Here is a 14,175-nt window from a genome sequence, read left to right as displayed (position 1 = left end):
AGAGAAGCCGGGCGATAGGGGAATTCCTGTTTTGCCCGGTGCCGGCCTACCCATCCGGGGCCGCCGGGATCCCGAAACCATCGAGACGCGCTGCTTGAACAACGACCAAGACCCCCGCCTGGCCCTGATCCACGCGTGGCTGCAAACCCTGCCGGGCTCGCTCGGCCTGCGCCCCGGGACCATGGAGCCCGCCTCCAGCGACGCCAGCTTCCGCCGCTATTTCCGCCTGCAGGCCGCCGCCGGCACCCTGATCGTCATGGACGCCCCGCCCCCGCACGAGGACGTGCGTCCCTTCGTGCACATTGACGGCCTGCTGCGCGAGGCCGGCGTCAACGTGCCCGAAATCGTGGCCCAGGACGCCGAACAAGGCCTGCTGCTGCTGTCCGACCTGGGGCAGGACACCTTCTATCAGCGTATCCGCGCCGGCGTCAGCGACGCCCAGCTCCAGTCGATGTACCGCGACACCCTGGCCACGCTGGTGCGCCTGCAGCAGGCCAGCACGGCCGGGCTGCCGGCCTACGACGGCGCGCGGCTGGCCGCCGAGCTCGAACTGTTCCCCGAATGGTATGTCGGCCGCCACCATGGCGTGACGCTGGACGACAAGACCGCCGCGGCGCTGCGGCAGATATTCGGCCTGCTGGCGGCCGAGGGCGACACGGGCCACCGGGTGCTGGTGCACCGCGACTTCCATTCGCCCAACCTGATGGTCTGCGACGAGCCGCGCTACGGCCCGAATCCCGGCGTCATCGACTTCCAGGACGCGCTGGCCGGCCCGCTCACCTACGACCTGGCTTCGCTGGTCACCGATGCCCGCACCACCTGGGAGGAGCCGCAGCAGCTGGATTGGGCGATCCGCTACTGGGAGCTGGCGCGCGCCGCCGGCCTGCCGGTGGACGACGATTTCGCGCAGTTCCATCGCGCCTACGAATGGATGGGCCTGCAGCGCAACCTGCGCATCCTGGGCGTGTTCGCCCGCCTGAACCACCGCGACGGCAAAGCCATCTACCTGTCGCACATGCCGCGCGTCAATGGCTACGTGCGCCAGGTGGCGCAGCGCTATGGCGTGTTCGCGCCGCTGCTGCGCCTGCTGGACAGGCTGGACGACCGCCAGGTCCAGGTCGGGTACACCTTCTGATGCGCGCCATGATCCTGGCCGCCGGCCGCGGCGAGCGCATGCGGCCGCTGACCGACACCACGCCCAAGCCCCTGCTGGCCGTGGGCGGCAAGCCGCTGATCGTCTGGCACATCGAACGCCTGGTGGCCGCCGGCCTGCGCGACATCGTCATCAACCACGCATGGCTGGGCCAGCGCATCGTCGAGCGCCTGGGCGACGGCGGCGCGTACGGCGCGCGCCTGCGCTACTCGGCCGAGCCGGCCGCGCTGGAGACGGCGGGCGGCATCGCCCAGGCCCTGCCCCTGCTGGGCGAGTCCCCCTTCCTGGTCGTCAATGGCGATATCTGGTGCGACTGGGACCCCGCCCAGGCCCGGCGCCAGGCCGCGGCCCTGGACGCCGCCGGCGCGCAAGCCTGGCTGCTGCTGGTGGACAATCCGCCCCAGCATCCGCAAGGCGACTTCCGGCTGGCAGACGACGGACGGGTCGCCGACGACGGCGCGCCGAAGCTGACTTTCGCGGGAATCGGCCTGTACCGGCCCGCCCTGTTCGATCCGGTAGCGCGCGGCGCCGCCGCCCCGCTGGCCCCGCTGCTGCGCCAGGCCATGGCGCGGCAGGCGGTCATCGGCGCGCGGCACGCCGGCCGCTGGACCGACGTGGGCACCCCCCAGCGATTGGCCGCGCTGGACGCCCGATTGCGCCAGGACGGCGCGTAACGTCACGTATTTCACGTCATCTACGGACGAAACCAGAGGTATCCGCCGGTCGCCAACGCGGCTGCAACGCGGTATCCTCTACCACTTTGGCCCGAAGACACGCATGCTGTCTTCGCTGATTCTGCTACAGGAAATTCTCTCGCATGGCGTTCGGACGATCACAACGGCAAGTATTCAAGCCCTCGGTGTATCAGCCCGGTAAACGCACCCGGCGCATGCCGCGCTGGCTCGTGTTGCTGCTGGTAGGCATTGCGCTCGGCGCGGGCGGGGTGCTGTTCCTGCAGGCCAACTACGGTCCGCAGCGCCTGACCGTCGAGCAATCCGAACAGCTGCACACCGAACTGAGCGCCGCCAACCTCGAGCGCCAGCGCCTGCAGACCCAGCTGGACGAAGCCATCGGCCAGCGCGACGCCAACAAATCCACCCACGAACAGCTCACGACCGACCTGGCGCAGGCGCGTACGCGCATCGACACGCTGAACCAGGAACTGCTGCTGTTCCAGGACGCCATGCCGCCCGACCCGCGCGGCGGCGACATCGGCGTGCGCTCCGCCGTGTTCAAGCGCCAGCCGGGCCAGCTCAGCTACCAGGTGCTGATCATGCGCGAGAACCACACCGGCCCGGCGTTCAAGGGCAATGTGGCGCTGGCCATCGAGGGCAACTACGCCAACGGCCGCCGCGGCACGCTCACGCCCGACCCGCTGGCGCTGGAGCTGCAGCGCTACAACAATACCCAGGGCGTCCTGCCGCTGCCCGACGGCTTCACGCCGCGCTCGGTCACCATCCGCGTGCTGGACGGCCAGCAGAAGCAGCACGCCATGCGCATCTACTACGTGCGCGGCTGATCCGCGCGCGCCGGCAGGCCGGCTCCGCCCAGGCGGCCGGCCGCCTCGTCCATGAACTGCGCCATGCGCACATCCAGCTCGGTCACCCCGCCGGCGTCATGGGTGGTCAGCGTCACGTCAACCCGGTTGTAGACATTGCGCCATTCCGGGTGATGGTCCATTTTCTCGGCGAACATCGCCACCCGCGCCATGAATCCGAACGCGGCATTGAAATTGTCGAACCGATAGCGCTTCTCGATGGCGTCGCGCCCGGCCGCCGCGTTCCAGCCCTGCAACGCCGGCAGCGCCACCTCGGCGCCGATACGCATCGGAAATTCCGTGCTCATCGCAAACTCCCCGCGACCGCGTCCGCCAGCCGGCATGGGCGGCGGACGCGCCGCCTTGCCTGTTACTTGACCGCGTACAGATAGACTTCGACGCGGCGGTTGGCGGCCCGGCCCTCGGCCGTCGCATTGTCGCCTATCGGGTCGTTCGCGCCGCGGCCCTCGACGGTCATGCGCCCCTGCGCCACGCCCTGCTTGCCCAGGTAAGTCGTCACGGCGCGCGCGCGATTGACGGACAGCTGCTGGTTGTGGGCCGCCGAGCCGGTGCTGTCGGTATGGCCCACCACCTTGGTGCGCAGTTCCGGATGCTGGTTCAGGGCGCGCGCCACGCTGTCGAGCACCGGCAGCAAGGCCGGCTTGAGCTGCGACTTGTCGGTGTCGAACGATACGTTGCTGGGAATGTTGACCTTCAGGCTGCCGTCCGGCATCTCGACCACGTCGATGCCCAGCGACGACGCGCCCGACTGCTGCACGTCCTGCTTGACGCCCGACCAGTTGTAGCCGATCAGGCCGCCGGCCACCGCGCCGATGCCAGCGCCGATCGCGGCGCCCTTGCCGTGGCCGATCAGGGCGCCGATACCCGCGCCTACCGCCGCGCCCGCGCCCGTACCGACCGCGGTATTGGTCTGCTGCTGTGTCGCGCAGCCCGAAATGAGCAGGGCTGCGGCACTGACGACGGCGACGCGCATGATGGTTGTTCTTGCTTGCATGACGACCTCCTCGACGGTAGGAACAGGACCGGCAGGAACCGGCTCGACCATGCTAGCAAGCGGCAGGCGGCGCACTCGAAACATTTTGTATATTCCGTGCCGCCCGCCCGCGGCACGCCCTCGGGCGCGCTCCCTTTCCGGAGGGCGCAAGCCTATAATTTTCTTCCGCCCGCCCGATGCGACGCGCCATCGGGCATGACGCCAGCAAGATAGCGCGTCGATTCCTCATGTGCCGCGAGCGGCGTCGCCGCCGCGGTGCGCAAGGGGCACACCATGTCACGCAAATATATCGATTGCCGTGAATTTCCCAGCGCAATGAACTGCTCGGTCGCGCTGTCGGCCGACAGCGACGCCGAACTCCTGGAGGCGGCCGTCCAGCACGCCACCACCGTGCACAAGCACGCCGACACCCCGGAGCTGCGCGCGCAACTCAAGACCATGTTCCATGAGGGCACGCCGCCGCTCGCGGCGCAGGCCGGCAGCCGCGCCTGACCACGGGCCGGGCCGCGCGCGGCCCGGCCGCCCCGGCGGGCGCCCGGCGCGCCCGCAGCCTCAGCCGAAGACCGTGGCCAGCGCCCGGTCGATCGCGCCGCACAGTTCGTCCACCTCGTCGCGCGTCAGGATCAGCGGCGGCGCCAGGCACAAGGTCGTGTTGAGCCCGGGCAACGCGCGCGTGATGACGCCGATCAGCACGCCCTGCGCCTTGCACTGCGCCACCACCCGCTTGGCGTCCGCCTCGGACACCGGCGTTTTCGCCACCCGGTCGCTCACCAGTTCCACGCCCTGCAGCAGGCCCTTGCCGCGCACGTCGCCGATGACGGCATACCTGTCGGCCAGTTGGCGCAGGCGCGCCTGCAAGTAGTCGCCCACCTGCGCGGCATGCTCGACCAGGCCCTCCTCCTCGAGGATGCGCAGGTTCTCCAGCGCCGCCGCCGCGCTGCCCGCGCAGCCGCCGAACGTGGAGACGTCGCGGAAGAAGCTGAGGGGGTCCTCCGGCTCGTCCTTGAACTGGTCGAAGATGCGCTCGTGCGTCACCGTGCAGGCAATGGCGGCGTAGCCCGAGGCCGTGCCCTTGGCCAGGGTGACGAAATCCGGTTCGACGTCGAAATGCTGGTAGCCGAACCATTTGCCGGTGCGCCCCAGGCCGCACACGACCTCATCGATATGCAGCAGCACATCGTGACGCCGGCATATCTCCTGCACGCGGCGCCAGTAGCCCTCGGGAGGCACGATGATCCCGCCGCCGGCGGTGATGGGTTCGAGGCAAAGCAGCCCGACCGTTTCCGGGCCTTCGCGCAGGATGACTTCCTCGATGGCGTCGGCGGCGCGCTCGCCGTAGTTCGCCACATCCCATTGCTTGCGGTACTCCAGGCAGTGCGGCACCTGGACGAAGCCGTCGGGAAACGGGCCGTACTGCGCCGCCCGTTCGGGCTGGCCCGCCGCCGCCAGCGTGGCGATCGAAGAGCCGTGATAGTCCCGCTCGCGAAACAGGATCTTGTATTTCCTGCCGCCATGGCGGCGCGCGGAAATCTGGCGCACCATCTTGAATACCTTCTCGTTGGCCTCGGAGCCCGAGTTCGAAAAATACACCCGGCTCATGCCCGGCATCTTCGAGACCAGCTGCCTGGCGAACAACGCGCCGGGCACATTGCCCGCGCTTTGCGCGAAGTAGTTCAGCTTGAGCATCTGGTCGCGCATGGCATTGGCGATCCGCTCCCGCCCATAGCCCACATTGACGGTCCAGAGCCCGCCAGCCGTGGCGTCCAGGTACTCCTTGCCGCTGGCATCGCGGATACGCGTGCCCTTTCCTTCGACCACCACCCAAGGGGCCGTGGCCTGCAAGGCGTCGTGCTGCAGCATGTGATGCCAGATGGCATTGCGGTCGTCTTCGACGACGCTGTGAAGATCGTTGATCGTTGCCGAGTCGTTCATGGAAACCTTCCGCTGAAGTAGGGGCTGGGGAGTAAACGGGTTACACAGGGTCCACCGGGACAGGCGGCATGCCGCGCGCGGCGATGTCCTCGGCCGCCAGGAACAGCAGGTCCTCGCGGTAACGGCCGGCCGCCAGCTGGATCCCCACGGGCGCCGACCCGCACATGCCGGTCGCCACGCTCATGCACGGCAGGCCCATGAATGCCAGGCCCAGCTGCGGCATCTGCGCCTCCCAGACGCCGTCGTAATCGGCCGCGGACCGGGTATCCAGGTCGTTGGCGAAGGGCAGGCGGGCCGACACAGGCAGCATCATCAAGGGATAGTCTTCGAAGAACAGCATCCACTGGCGCAGGTAGGAAGCCCGCGCCTTGAGCGCCGAACAATAGCTTTGCAGGGTGACGCCGGCCGACTGCGGCTGGCCCCGCAGCATGGCCAGGGCGCCGGGGTCGCCTTCGGCCTGCGCCTCGGCCAGCAGGGCCGGATACTCGTCTCCGAGCCACAGCGTCACCTGGGCCACGGCGGCCTCGCGCATGGGCGGAATGTCGTCCAGCTCGGCCACTTCCCAACCGGCCTCGCGCAGGCGCGCCGCCGCATCCAGCAGCGCGTCGGCCACCGCGTCGTCGATCTCCAGGCCGTCGGGCCGCAGGCACAGCGCCACCCGGCGCGGCCGGGCCGGGCCGGCCAGCGGCGCGGGCACCCACCACGGGTCGCGCGGGTCCGCCTGGGCAAGCGCGGCGAACGACAGCGCGACGTCCGCCACGGTGCGGGCCAGCGGACCGGACACCGACATGAGCTGCCCGCCCAGGCCGCGTTCGGGAAACGAGGCGTTGTAGTTGGGGATGCGCCCCAGGGTCGGACGCAGCCCGTGCACGCCGCATGCATAGGCCGGATACCGGATCGAACCGGCGATGTCCGTGCCATGCGCGATGGCGCCGATGCCCGAGGCGACCGCCGCGCTGGCGCCGCCGGAAGAACCGCCGGGCGTCAGGCTCCGGTCGAACGGATTGTAGGTATCGCCGTGCAGGCGGCCATTGGTGAACCAGCGCAGGCCGAACGCCGGCATGTTGGTGCGTCCGATGGGAATCGCGCCGGCCCGCTCGAAGTTGTCCACGATGGGGCTGTTGACCGCGGCGCGATGGTCCTTCAGCTTGCGGATGCCCATGGTGGTCGCGAAACCCGCCTGGTCGTGCGTGACCTTGATCGTCACCGGCACGCCGGCCAGCGGGCCGGGGTCCTCGCCGGCGGCGATGCGCGCATCGACGCGGGCCGCCGCCGCCAGCGCCGCCTGGGGGTCGCTGTCGACCACGGCATTGATGCGCCCATTGACGGCCTCCATGCGGTCCAGCGCGGCGCGCACCGCCTCGCTGGCCGAGAACGCCCCCGACTTCACGCCCGCGACGATCTCGCAGGCCGACAGCCGCCACAATTCTGATGTCACGCCCCTTCCCCCTCGATGCTTCGCAAACCGGACAGATGGCTACCGTTCGCGAAAGTTGGCAAAGTCCCAGTCGCGTCCCGGCGCGGCCTCGATCAACGCGCGCGTGTAGGCGTGCGCGGGCCGCGCCAGGACATTCTCGGCCGTGTCGTGCTCCACCACGCGGCCATGCCGCATTACCATGACCTCGTCGCAGATCTGCGCGGCCACCCGCAGATCGTGCGTGATGAACAGAATCGCGATGCCCAGCTTGCGCTGCAGCGTCTCGAGCAACTCGAGCACCTGCGCCTGCACCGAGACATCGAGCGCGGACACCGCCTCGTCGGCCACCAGTACATCGGGCCGCATGGCGATGGCGCGCGCGATGGCGATGCGCTGCCGCTGCCCGCCCGAGAACTGGTGGGGGTAGCGCGCCAGGGCGTCGGCCGGCAGGCCCACCAGCTCCAGCAATTCGGCCGCCTGCGCCAGCGCGGCCTGCCTGTCCTGCCCGAAATTCACCGGCCCTTCGATCAGGCTGGCGCCGATGGTGCGGCGAGGGTTGAGCGAACGGTACGGATCCTGGAAGACGATCTGCAAATGCTTGCGATACGGCTTGAGCTGCCTGGGTCCCAAGCGCGCGATATCGGCGTCGCCGACGCGGATGGCGCCTTCGCTCGGCTCGATCAGCCGCATCACGCAGCGCGCCACCGTGGACTTGCCCGAACCGCTCTCGCCCACGATGCCCAGCGTACGGCCGGGCTGGATACTGAAAGCGACATCCTGCGCGGCCTGGACCTCCCGCCGGCGGCCCAGGAATCCGCTCAGCGCATAGCGTTTCGCCAGCCCCTGCACCTGCAGCGCGGCGCTCGCCCGCGGCGCGCCCCGGCCCGGCCGCGGAATCAGGCTGGGCACCGACTTGAGCAACTTGCGGGTGTAGTCCTGCCGCGGTTCGCGCAACAATTGCTCGACCGGCGCGCTCTCGACGATTTCGCCCAGGCGCATGACGTACACCCGGTCGGCGATCTCGGCCACCACCCCCATGTCGTGGGTGATGAACAGCACGGCCGTATCGTGCTTGCGCTGCAGCTCGCCGATCAGCTTGAGCACCTGGTTCTGCGTGGTGACGTCCAGCGCGGTGGTCGGCTCGTCGGCGATCAGCAGCCGGGGCTCCAGCACCAGCGCCATGGCGATCATGATGCGCTGGCGCTGCCCGCCGGAGAGCTGGTGCGGGTAGGACTCGTAGATGCGCGCCACGTCGGGCAGGTGGACCTGCTCCATGATGTCGAGCACACGCTGCTTCTTCTCGCGCCTGGACAGCGCCGTGTGGCTGTCGAGCACCTCTTCGATCTGCGGCCCCACCTTCATGACCGGGTTCAGGGCCGTCATCGGCTCCTGGAAAATCATGGATATGCGCCTGGCGCGCAAGTCGCGCAAGGCGGCCGGGCCGAGTTCGAGCAGGTCCTGGCCATCGAGTTCGATGCGTCCGCCCGTCACCCGCAGAAGCCCCTTGGGCAGCAGGCCCATGACGGCAAGCGAGGTCATGGACTTGCCCGAACCGCTTTCGCCCACCAGGCAGACCGTTTCGCCCTGCCGGATCTCGACGTCGATATCCCGCAGGATGGCGTTGCCGGCGCCCGGCTGCCCGTCCGCCAGGGACAGGCCCGCGATGCGCAGCACCACCGGGCGATGTTGGAGGTCGCGCTTGCGAAATATCATCGTTTACTCCCCCCGCCGCTTCAGGCGCGGATCGAGCATGTCGCGCGCGGTATCGCCCAGCAGGTTGATGGACAGGATGCACAGCGACAGCAGCAGCCCCGGCCACAGCATCAGCCCCGGGCGGATCTGGAAATACATGCGCGCTTCCGCCATGATGTTGCCCCAGGTGGGTATCTCGGTGGAGACGCCCGCCCCCAGGAACGACAGGACCGCCTCGGTCAGGATGGCCGAGGCGCAGACGTACGTGGCCTGCACCATGAGCGGGGCCAGGGTGTTGGGCATGATGTGCCGCCAGAGAATGCCGGGCATCGACGTGCCCAGCGCCAGGGCGGCCTCGACATAGGGCTCTTCGCGCGCCGACAGCACCACCGAGCGCACCAGGCGCACCACGCGGGGCACCTCCGGCACGGTGATGGCGATGACGACCGACCAGATGCTCGGCCCGTTGAGCGCGACCAGCGCGATCGCCAGCAGGATGGATGGCACCGACATCACGGCGTCCATGATGCGCATGACCACGCCGTCCAGCACCCGGAAGAACCCCGAGACCAGGCCGATGCACAGCCCCGCGGCAATGGAGATGGCCGCCGCCGCCACGCCCACCAGCAGCGAGACCTGGCCGCCCGCCATCACGCGCGAGAACAGGTCGCGCCCCAGCGCGTCCGTGCCCAGCCAATGGTCGGCGCTGGCCAGCTTCAGGCGCATCAGCGGGTTGATCGCAATGGGGTCGTGCGGGATGTACAGATAGGCGCCCGCCGTGGCCAGGACCAGGACCGCCAGCACCAGCGCGGCGGCAATCGGCGGCCAGCCGAAGCGGCACCATGCGGGCAGCTGGGTGACCCGGAATACGGCCTGCAGGGCGCTGGCCGGCTGCGGTAGCGTGGTCATCAGTAGCGGATCCTCGGATCGAAAATGGTGTAGGACAGATCGATCAACAGATTGATGAAGACGTACAGCGCGCTGGTCAGCAGGATCATGGCCTGGATGACCGGATAGTCGCGCGCCAGCACCGCATCCACGGTCAGCCGGCCGATGCCCGGAATGTTGTAGACGCTCTCGGTCACCACCACGCCGGCGATCAGCAGCGCGAAGCCCGTGCCGATGATGGTGATGATGGGCACCGCCGCATTGCCCAGCGCATGGCGAAACAGCACGATGCGCTCCCTGACGCCCTTGGCCCGCGCCGTGCGGATATAGTCCTCGCCCAGCACGTCGAGCATGCTGGCCCGCGTCATGCGCGCGATCAGGGCCACGAATACCGTGGCCAGCGTCATGCACGGCAGGACCGCCGTGCGCAGGAACTGCTGCGGATCCTGGAACACCGAGGTAAATCCCTGCACCGGCAGCCAGCGCAGGTCCACGGCGAAGACCTTCATCAGGATGTAGCCCACCACGAAGGCCGGGATCGAGAAGCCGATGACCGAGAACGCCATCACCGCGTAGTCGAGCCAGCTGCGATGGCGCCATGCGGCCAGCACCCCCAGCGGCACCGCGATCAGCACCGACAGGATGATGGTCAGGGTGGCGATCTGCAGCGTCGGCCCGATCCGCTGGCCGATCAGCTTGGTGACCGGCTGCCTGGAAATGATCGACGTCCCCAGGTCGCCGGACGCAAGCTGCGTCATCCAGGTGCGAAACTGCACCGTCAGCGGCTCTGCCAGGCCCAGCGATTTGCGGATGTTCTCGATCTGGGCGGGCGTGGCCGAATCGCCGGCGATGATGGCCGCCGCGTCGCCCGGCGTCAGGCGCAGCAGCAGGAAAACGAACACCGCCACGATCACCACGACCGGAATCGTGGCGAGCACGCGCCGCAGGATGTAACCGAGCATCGGCCGCCCCTTGTGGATTGAGTCAGGATGAGGCGGACCGCGCCCCCCGCGGGCCGCAGGTCCGCCATGGAGCCACGCCTACTTCTTGTCCATCTGCCAGAACACGGGAACCGGCGACGGAATGATGTCGACCAGGTTGGCGCGGCGCCCCTGGACCGTCTGGAACTGGCCCAGCGGCAGATAGGTGACTTCGTCCATGACGCGCGCCTGGATGCGCTTGGCCACGTCCAGCTGCGCCTGCGGCGATCCGGCCGTGATGTACTCGCCGCGCATCGCCTCCAGCTCGGGATCCTGCGCCCAGCCGAAGAAGCCCTCGTCGCCGCGCGCGTTCAACGTCGCATTGATCAGCGGCGTCGTGACCTCGGGCACCATCCAATAGCTGAAGAACATGCTCCAGCCGCCTTGCGACGGCGCGCCCTTGTTGGTGCGGCGGGTCACCAGCGTCTGCCAGTCCATCGGCTGCAGGTCCACCTTGAAGCCCGCGGCGCGCAATTGCTGGGCCGCGACCAGCGGCGGCGCGGCAAGAATGGGCACATCGGTCGGCTGCAGGATCACCACGGGCGAGCCGTCGTAGCCCGCCTCCTTGAGCAGGGCGCGCGCGCCCTCCACGTCGCCCTTGCCGGTCAGGGCGCCGGCGCCGGCCTCGGAGGCCAGCGGCGTGCCGCAACCCAGCACCGCGCCGCAGACCTGGTAATACTTGGGATTGCCGACCATGGCCGCCAGGATGGGCTCCTGGCTCATGGCCTTGAGCGCGGCCTGGCGTATCCGCTTGTCGTTGAACGGCGGCTGCTTGAAGTTCATGCGTCCCAGGGCCTGGTAGCCCAGCTGGTCGCGCACTTCCAGCACCACGTCGGGGTTCGACTCCAGGATGGGCAGCAGGTCGGTCGGCGTCTGCTCCAGATAGTCGATCTCGCCCGACGACAGCGCGCTGACCGCCGTCTGCGCGTCCGGCATGGTCACCCAGTTGACCCGGTCGACCTTGACCACCTTGCCGCCCGCCATCCAGTTGGCGGGCTCGTCGCGCGGCACGTATTTGTCGAACTTCGCATACGCCACCTTCACGCCGGGCGAGAACTCGTCCAGCACGAACCGGAACGGGCCGGAGCCGGTGTAGTCGGTAATGGCTTCGCTCGACGGCGTCTTGGCCACCCGCTCGGGCATGATGAACGGCGGCACCGTCGACTGCTTGCCCAGGGTTTCCAGCATCGGGCCGAACGGCTTGGTCAGCTTCCAGGTGATCGTCCGGGCGTCGGTGGCGGCCAGGCTTTCGGTCTGGTCGAAAATGTGCTGGCCGCCGGTGTCGCGCTCGCCCCAGCGCTTGAGCGAGGCCACCACATCGGCCGCCGTGACCGGCGCCCCGTCGTGGAACCACAGGTTGTCGCGCAGCGTGAAGGTATAGGTGAGTCCGTCGGGCGACACGCTGAAATCCGCCATCTGGGGCCGGACGTTGAAGTCCTTGTCCATCGAGACCAGGACGTCGTAGATCATGTACCCGTGATTGCGCGTGATGTGGGCCGTCGTGATGATGGGATCCAGGACGCGCAGCCCCGAATGCATGACGGCCGTCACCGTCCTGGGCGCCTGCGCCGCCGCGGGGGCCGTCGCGGCCAGCCCGCAGAGCGCGGCCGCCACGGCCGCCAGGCGCGCGCCGGCGCGTATCTTCACAGCGGTATCAGCCGCATTGCGTGCGATGAACATCGTTTCTTCCCCTTGTTGTGTCGACTACATCAGAGATGACTTCGGTGACCGGGAACAACTAACATCGAAAACAAACTTCGGAACTTAAGTATCGCTGTGAGATACTTATATATTGTTTGCGACAATCCTAAATGAGATATCGTCAGCCCGTCAATAGGAGGAATTCATGCGGCGCAGTATTGTCAACAGCGAACTGGGCGTCAGGTCTCCCACCGAAGCAGAGCTCGAAGACCCGTTGTTCGTGCAGGCCGCGGCGAGAACCCTGCAGGTGCTGTCCGCCTTCCATCGCGCGGTGCGGCCCATGAGCCTGGACGAAATCGCCGAGGCGTCGGGGGTGGGCCGCAGCAGCACCCAGCGCATTCTCAATACCCTGCGCGTGCTCGGCTACGTCGAACGCAGCGACGGCGGGCGCGGCTATGTCCCCGGCATACGCATCCTCGACCATGCGCTGGACTACCTGCGGCTCAATACCCTGATTTCGCGCGCCTCCCCGGTCCTGCTCGACCTGCGGCGCAATGCGCTGGAGCGCGTCGACCTCAGCGTGTTCGACGACCTGCGGCTGGTCTACGCCTCGCGCCTGCAGAGCAAGCGGGAGACCTTCTTCGCCACCCTGGTGGGGCACAGCGTGCCCACTTTCTGCACCGCCGGCGGGCGGGCCATCCTGTCGCACCTGCCGGGGGCCGAGGTCGACGACATCATCGCCCGCTCCGACCGCACCCCGTTCACGGACAAGACCATCACCGCGCCCAGGGAGATCCGCAGGAAAGTCGAGCAGGCGCGCGTGTCCGGCTACGCCGTCACCATCGAGGAGGTGCTGGTGGGAGAGATAGGCATAGGCGTGGCGGTGCTGGGCGCCGACGGCCGGCCGGTGGGCGCGATACACATCGCGGGCTCGCTGAGCGAGTGGACGCCCGAGGCCTTCACCGCGCGGTTCGCGCCGCTGGCGGTGGAAGCCGCCACGGCCATCAACCGCCTGAGCTGAGACGGCGCCGCGCGCCGGCGGCCCGTATCAGGGCCACGGGCGTGCGCGGGGCCTGCCCATGGCCGCGCCTTACGCGGCCGAGCGCGCCGCGCCGCCCACGGGTTCGGCCACGAAATCCAGCAAATCGTGGAACAGCTCGCGCCAGAGCCGGTCAGACATCGGAAATCCAGCCACGTACCGCATGAAAAACGCGCCTTCGGCCGCCAAAAATGCGATACGCAACAGCCGCTCTTCCTGAGTTTCCGCCGAGAACTTGCCGACGCGCGACGCGTACCACTTCGCCATCACGCCCTCGGTCGTGTCCGAGTCGACCAGGGCGGTGAGGACCGCCGCCAGCCTCGAATTGGCCTCGGGCGATTCCTTGCCGGTGATCTTGACATGCCTGCGCACACGCTCGCGCAGCGACGATTGCGGCCCGATCTTCTTCTGGTAGGCCCGCTGCTCCTTGCGCAGCCATCTTTCCAGCAAGGCCTCGATCATGGCCTCGCGCGTACCGAACACCGACTGCACGCTGGCCTTGGACAGCCCGGCCGCCTCGGCCAGCCCGCCGAACGAGATCGCCACCGCGCCCGCCTCGGAAATGATGGATTCGGCGATATCCAGCAAACGCTCTCGATCTATTGTTCGGGGTCTGACCATCTAGGCGTCCAAATTCAATTATGATACGATCATATGATAACAAGTCGGAGCCTCGGGGTCGTGTCTCCTCGTGCCTCCATCCGGCGCTTGACGCCGCGCCCGTAGTCCCGCCTCGAGCCCGGCCCACTGGCCGCCGCTGGCGTAACGCAATATGAAGTCTCGGCCCCGTCTCGGCAGGGGCCCATCTACTGGTTGGAGAGGACGCTATGAATAGTGACGCCCTCTTCCAATTGGGGATCGTTCCGGCATCGCTGAACACG

Annotated in this window: 14 protein-coding genes; 5 read left to right on the top strand and 9 right to left on the bottom strand. The window is 68.4% G+C overall.

The features are described 5' to 3' along the window. Positions 1–31: 31 nt before the first annotated feature. From CAL11_RS04370 to CAL11_RS04360, 3 genes are all read left to right on the top strand, one after another. On the top strand, positions 32–1,135 hold the full coding sequence (locus CAL11_RS04370) for an aminoglycoside phosphotransferase family protein (RefSeq protein ID WP_080703455.1): 1,104 nt from the start codon (positions 32–34) through the stop codon (positions 1,133–1,135). After that, positions 1,135–1,827, top strand: a complete 693-nt coding sequence (gene murU / locus CAL11_RS04365; protein ID WP_086092262.1) for an N-acetylmuramate alpha-1-phosphate uridylyltransferase MurU — start codon at positions 1,135–1,137, stop codon at positions 1,825–1,827. The genes CAL11_RS04370 and murU overlap by 1 nt, the downstream gene beginning before the upstream one ends. A 143-nt stretch (positions 1,828–1,970) precedes the next feature. Next, complete coding sequence (locus CAL11_RS04360) at positions 1,971–2,672, top strand: DUF6776 family protein (protein WP_086092261.1); 702 nt, start codon at positions 1,971–1,973, stop codon at positions 2,670–2,672. Here the strand turns inward: CAL11_RS04360 and CAL11_RS04355 are convergent. Both CAL11_RS04355 and CAL11_RS04350 read right to left on the bottom strand, forming a co-directional pair. Further along, the gene (locus CAL11_RS04355; protein ID WP_086092260.1) at positions 2,657–3,034 is read right to left on the bottom strand and encodes a 4a-hydroxytetrahydrobiopterin dehydratase; all 378 of its coding nucleotides are present in this window, start codon (positions 3,032–3,034) and stop codon (positions 2,657–2,659) included. The genes CAL11_RS04360 and CAL11_RS04355 overlap by 16 nt on opposite strands. Positions 3,035–3,060: 26 nt before the next feature. After that, complete coding sequence (locus CAL11_RS04350) at positions 3,061–3,705, bottom strand: OmpA family protein (protein ID WP_033467500.1); 645 nt, start codon at positions 3,703–3,705, stop codon at positions 3,061–3,063. A 273-nt stretch (positions 3,706–3,978) separates the two neighbouring features. On the opposite strand from CAL11_RS04350, the gene CAL11_RS04345 reads away from it, so the two are divergent. After that, the gene (locus CAL11_RS04345) at positions 3,979–4,197 is read left to right on the top strand and encodes a DUF1059 domain-containing protein (RefSeq protein WP_086094511.1); all 219 of its coding nucleotides are present in this window, start codon (positions 3,979–3,981) and stop codon (positions 4,195–4,197) included. Between the two features lie 60 nt (positions 4,198–4,257). Here CAL11_RS04345 and CAL11_RS04340 read toward each other — a convergent pair whose 3' ends face one another. From CAL11_RS04340 to CAL11_RS04315, 6 genes are all read right to left on the bottom strand, one after another. Further along, complete coding sequence (locus tag CAL11_RS04340; RefSeq protein ID WP_086092259.1) at positions 4,258–5,637, bottom strand: aspartate aminotransferase family protein; 1,380 nt, start codon at positions 5,635–5,637, stop codon at positions 4,258–4,260. 40 nt (positions 5,638–5,677) lie between these two features. Further along, a complete protein-coding gene (locus CAL11_RS04335) occupies positions 5,678–7,075 on the bottom strand; it encodes an amidase family protein (RefSeq protein WP_033467520.1) in 1,398 nt (465 codons plus the stop codon). A gap of 39 nt (positions 7,076–7,114) precedes the next feature. Continuing rightward, entirely contained in the window at positions 7,115–8,767 is a 1,653-nt protein-coding gene (locus CAL11_RS04330; protein ID WP_086092258.1) for an ABC transporter ATP-binding protein, read from the bottom strand. Positions 8,768–8,770: 3 nt separating this feature from the next. Further along, positions 8,771–9,655, bottom strand: coding sequence for an ABC transporter permease (locus tag CAL11_RS04325; RefSeq protein ID WP_086092257.1), 885 nt, complete (start codon positions 9,653–9,655; stop codon positions 8,771–8,773). Continuing rightward, positions 9,655–10,596, bottom strand: a complete 942-nt coding sequence (locus tag CAL11_RS04320; protein ID WP_086092256.1) for an ABC transporter permease — start codon at positions 10,594–10,596, stop codon at positions 9,655–9,657. The genes CAL11_RS04325 and CAL11_RS04320 overlap by 1 nt, the downstream gene beginning before the upstream one ends. A gap of 78 nt (positions 10,597–10,674) precedes the next feature. Further along, the gene (locus CAL11_RS04315) at positions 10,675–12,261 is read right to left on the bottom strand and encodes an ABC transporter substrate-binding protein (RefSeq protein WP_244172911.1); all 1,587 of its coding nucleotides are present in this window, start codon (positions 12,259–12,261) and stop codon (positions 10,675–10,677) included. A 199-nt stretch (positions 12,262–12,460) separates the two neighbouring features. Between CAL11_RS04315 and CAL11_RS04310 the strand changes: the two genes are divergently transcribed. Further along, a complete protein-coding gene (locus CAL11_RS04310; protein WP_086092254.1) occupies positions 12,461–13,276 on the top strand; it encodes an IclR family transcriptional regulator in 816 nt (271 codons plus the stop codon). A gap of 69 nt (positions 13,277–13,345) precedes the next feature. Here CAL11_RS04310 and CAL11_RS04305 read toward each other — a convergent pair whose 3' ends face one another. Beyond that, complete coding sequence (locus CAL11_RS04305; protein ID WP_033467537.1) at positions 13,346–13,915, bottom strand: TetR/AcrR family transcriptional regulator; 570 nt, start codon at positions 13,913–13,915, stop codon at positions 13,346–13,348. Positions 13,916–14,175 lie beyond the last annotated feature (260 nt).

It is taken from the genome of Bordetella genomosp. 6, assembly GCF_002119705.1.
Taxonomy (GTDB): Bacteria; Pseudomonadota; Gammaproteobacteria; order Burkholderiales; family Burkholderiaceae_B; genus Bordetella; species Bordetella bronchiseptica_F.
The sequence above is the reverse complement of the archived record's forward strand: the minus strand, read 5'-3'. Positions and strand labels throughout refer to the sequence as shown.

Bases quoted from the DNA above. Each gene is read 5' to 3' on its own strand.
- CAL11_RS04310 (WP_086092254.1), top strand. From the start codon at position 12,461: ATGCGGCGCAGTATTGTCAACAGCGAACTGGGCGTCAGGTCTCCCACC.
- CAL11_RS04330 (WP_086092258.1), bottom strand. From the start codon at position 8,767: ATGATATTTCGCAAGCGCGACCTCCAACATCGCCCGGTGGTGCTGCGC.
- CAL11_RS04360 (WP_086092261.1), top strand. From the start codon at position 1,971: ATGGCGTTCGGACGATCACAACGGCAAGTATTCAAGCCCTCGGTGTAT.
- CAL11_RS04355 (WP_086092260.1), bottom strand. From the start codon at position 3,034: ATGCCGGCTGGCGGACGCGGTCGCGGGGAGTTTGCGATGAGCACGGAA.
- CAL11_RS04325 (WP_086092257.1), bottom strand. From the start codon at position 9,655: ATGACCACGCTACCGCAGCCGGCCAGCGCCCTGCAGGCCGTATTCCGG.
- CAL11_RS04340 (WP_086092259.1), bottom strand. From the start codon at position 5,637: ATGAACGACTCGGCAACGATCAACGATCTTCACAGCGTCGTCGAAGAC.
- CAL11_RS04305 (WP_033467537.1), bottom strand. From the start codon at position 13,915: ATGGTCAGACCCCGAACAATAGATCGAGAGCGTTTGCTGGATATCGCC.
- CAL11_RS04350 (WP_033467500.1), bottom strand. From the start codon at position 3,705: ATGCAAGCAAGAACAACCATCATGCGCGTCGCCGTCGTCAGTGCCGCA.
- CAL11_RS04320 (WP_086092256.1), bottom strand. From the start codon at position 10,596: ATGCTCGGTTACATCCTGCGGCGCGTGCTCGCCACGATTCCGGTCGTG.
- CAL11_RS04345 (WP_086094511.1), top strand. From the start codon at position 3,979: ATGTCACGCAAATATATCGATTGCCGTGAATTTCCCAGCGCAATGAAC.
- murU (WP_086092262.1), top strand. From the start codon at position 1,135: ATGCGCGCCATGATCCTGGCCGCCGGCCGCGGCGAGCGCATGCGGCCG.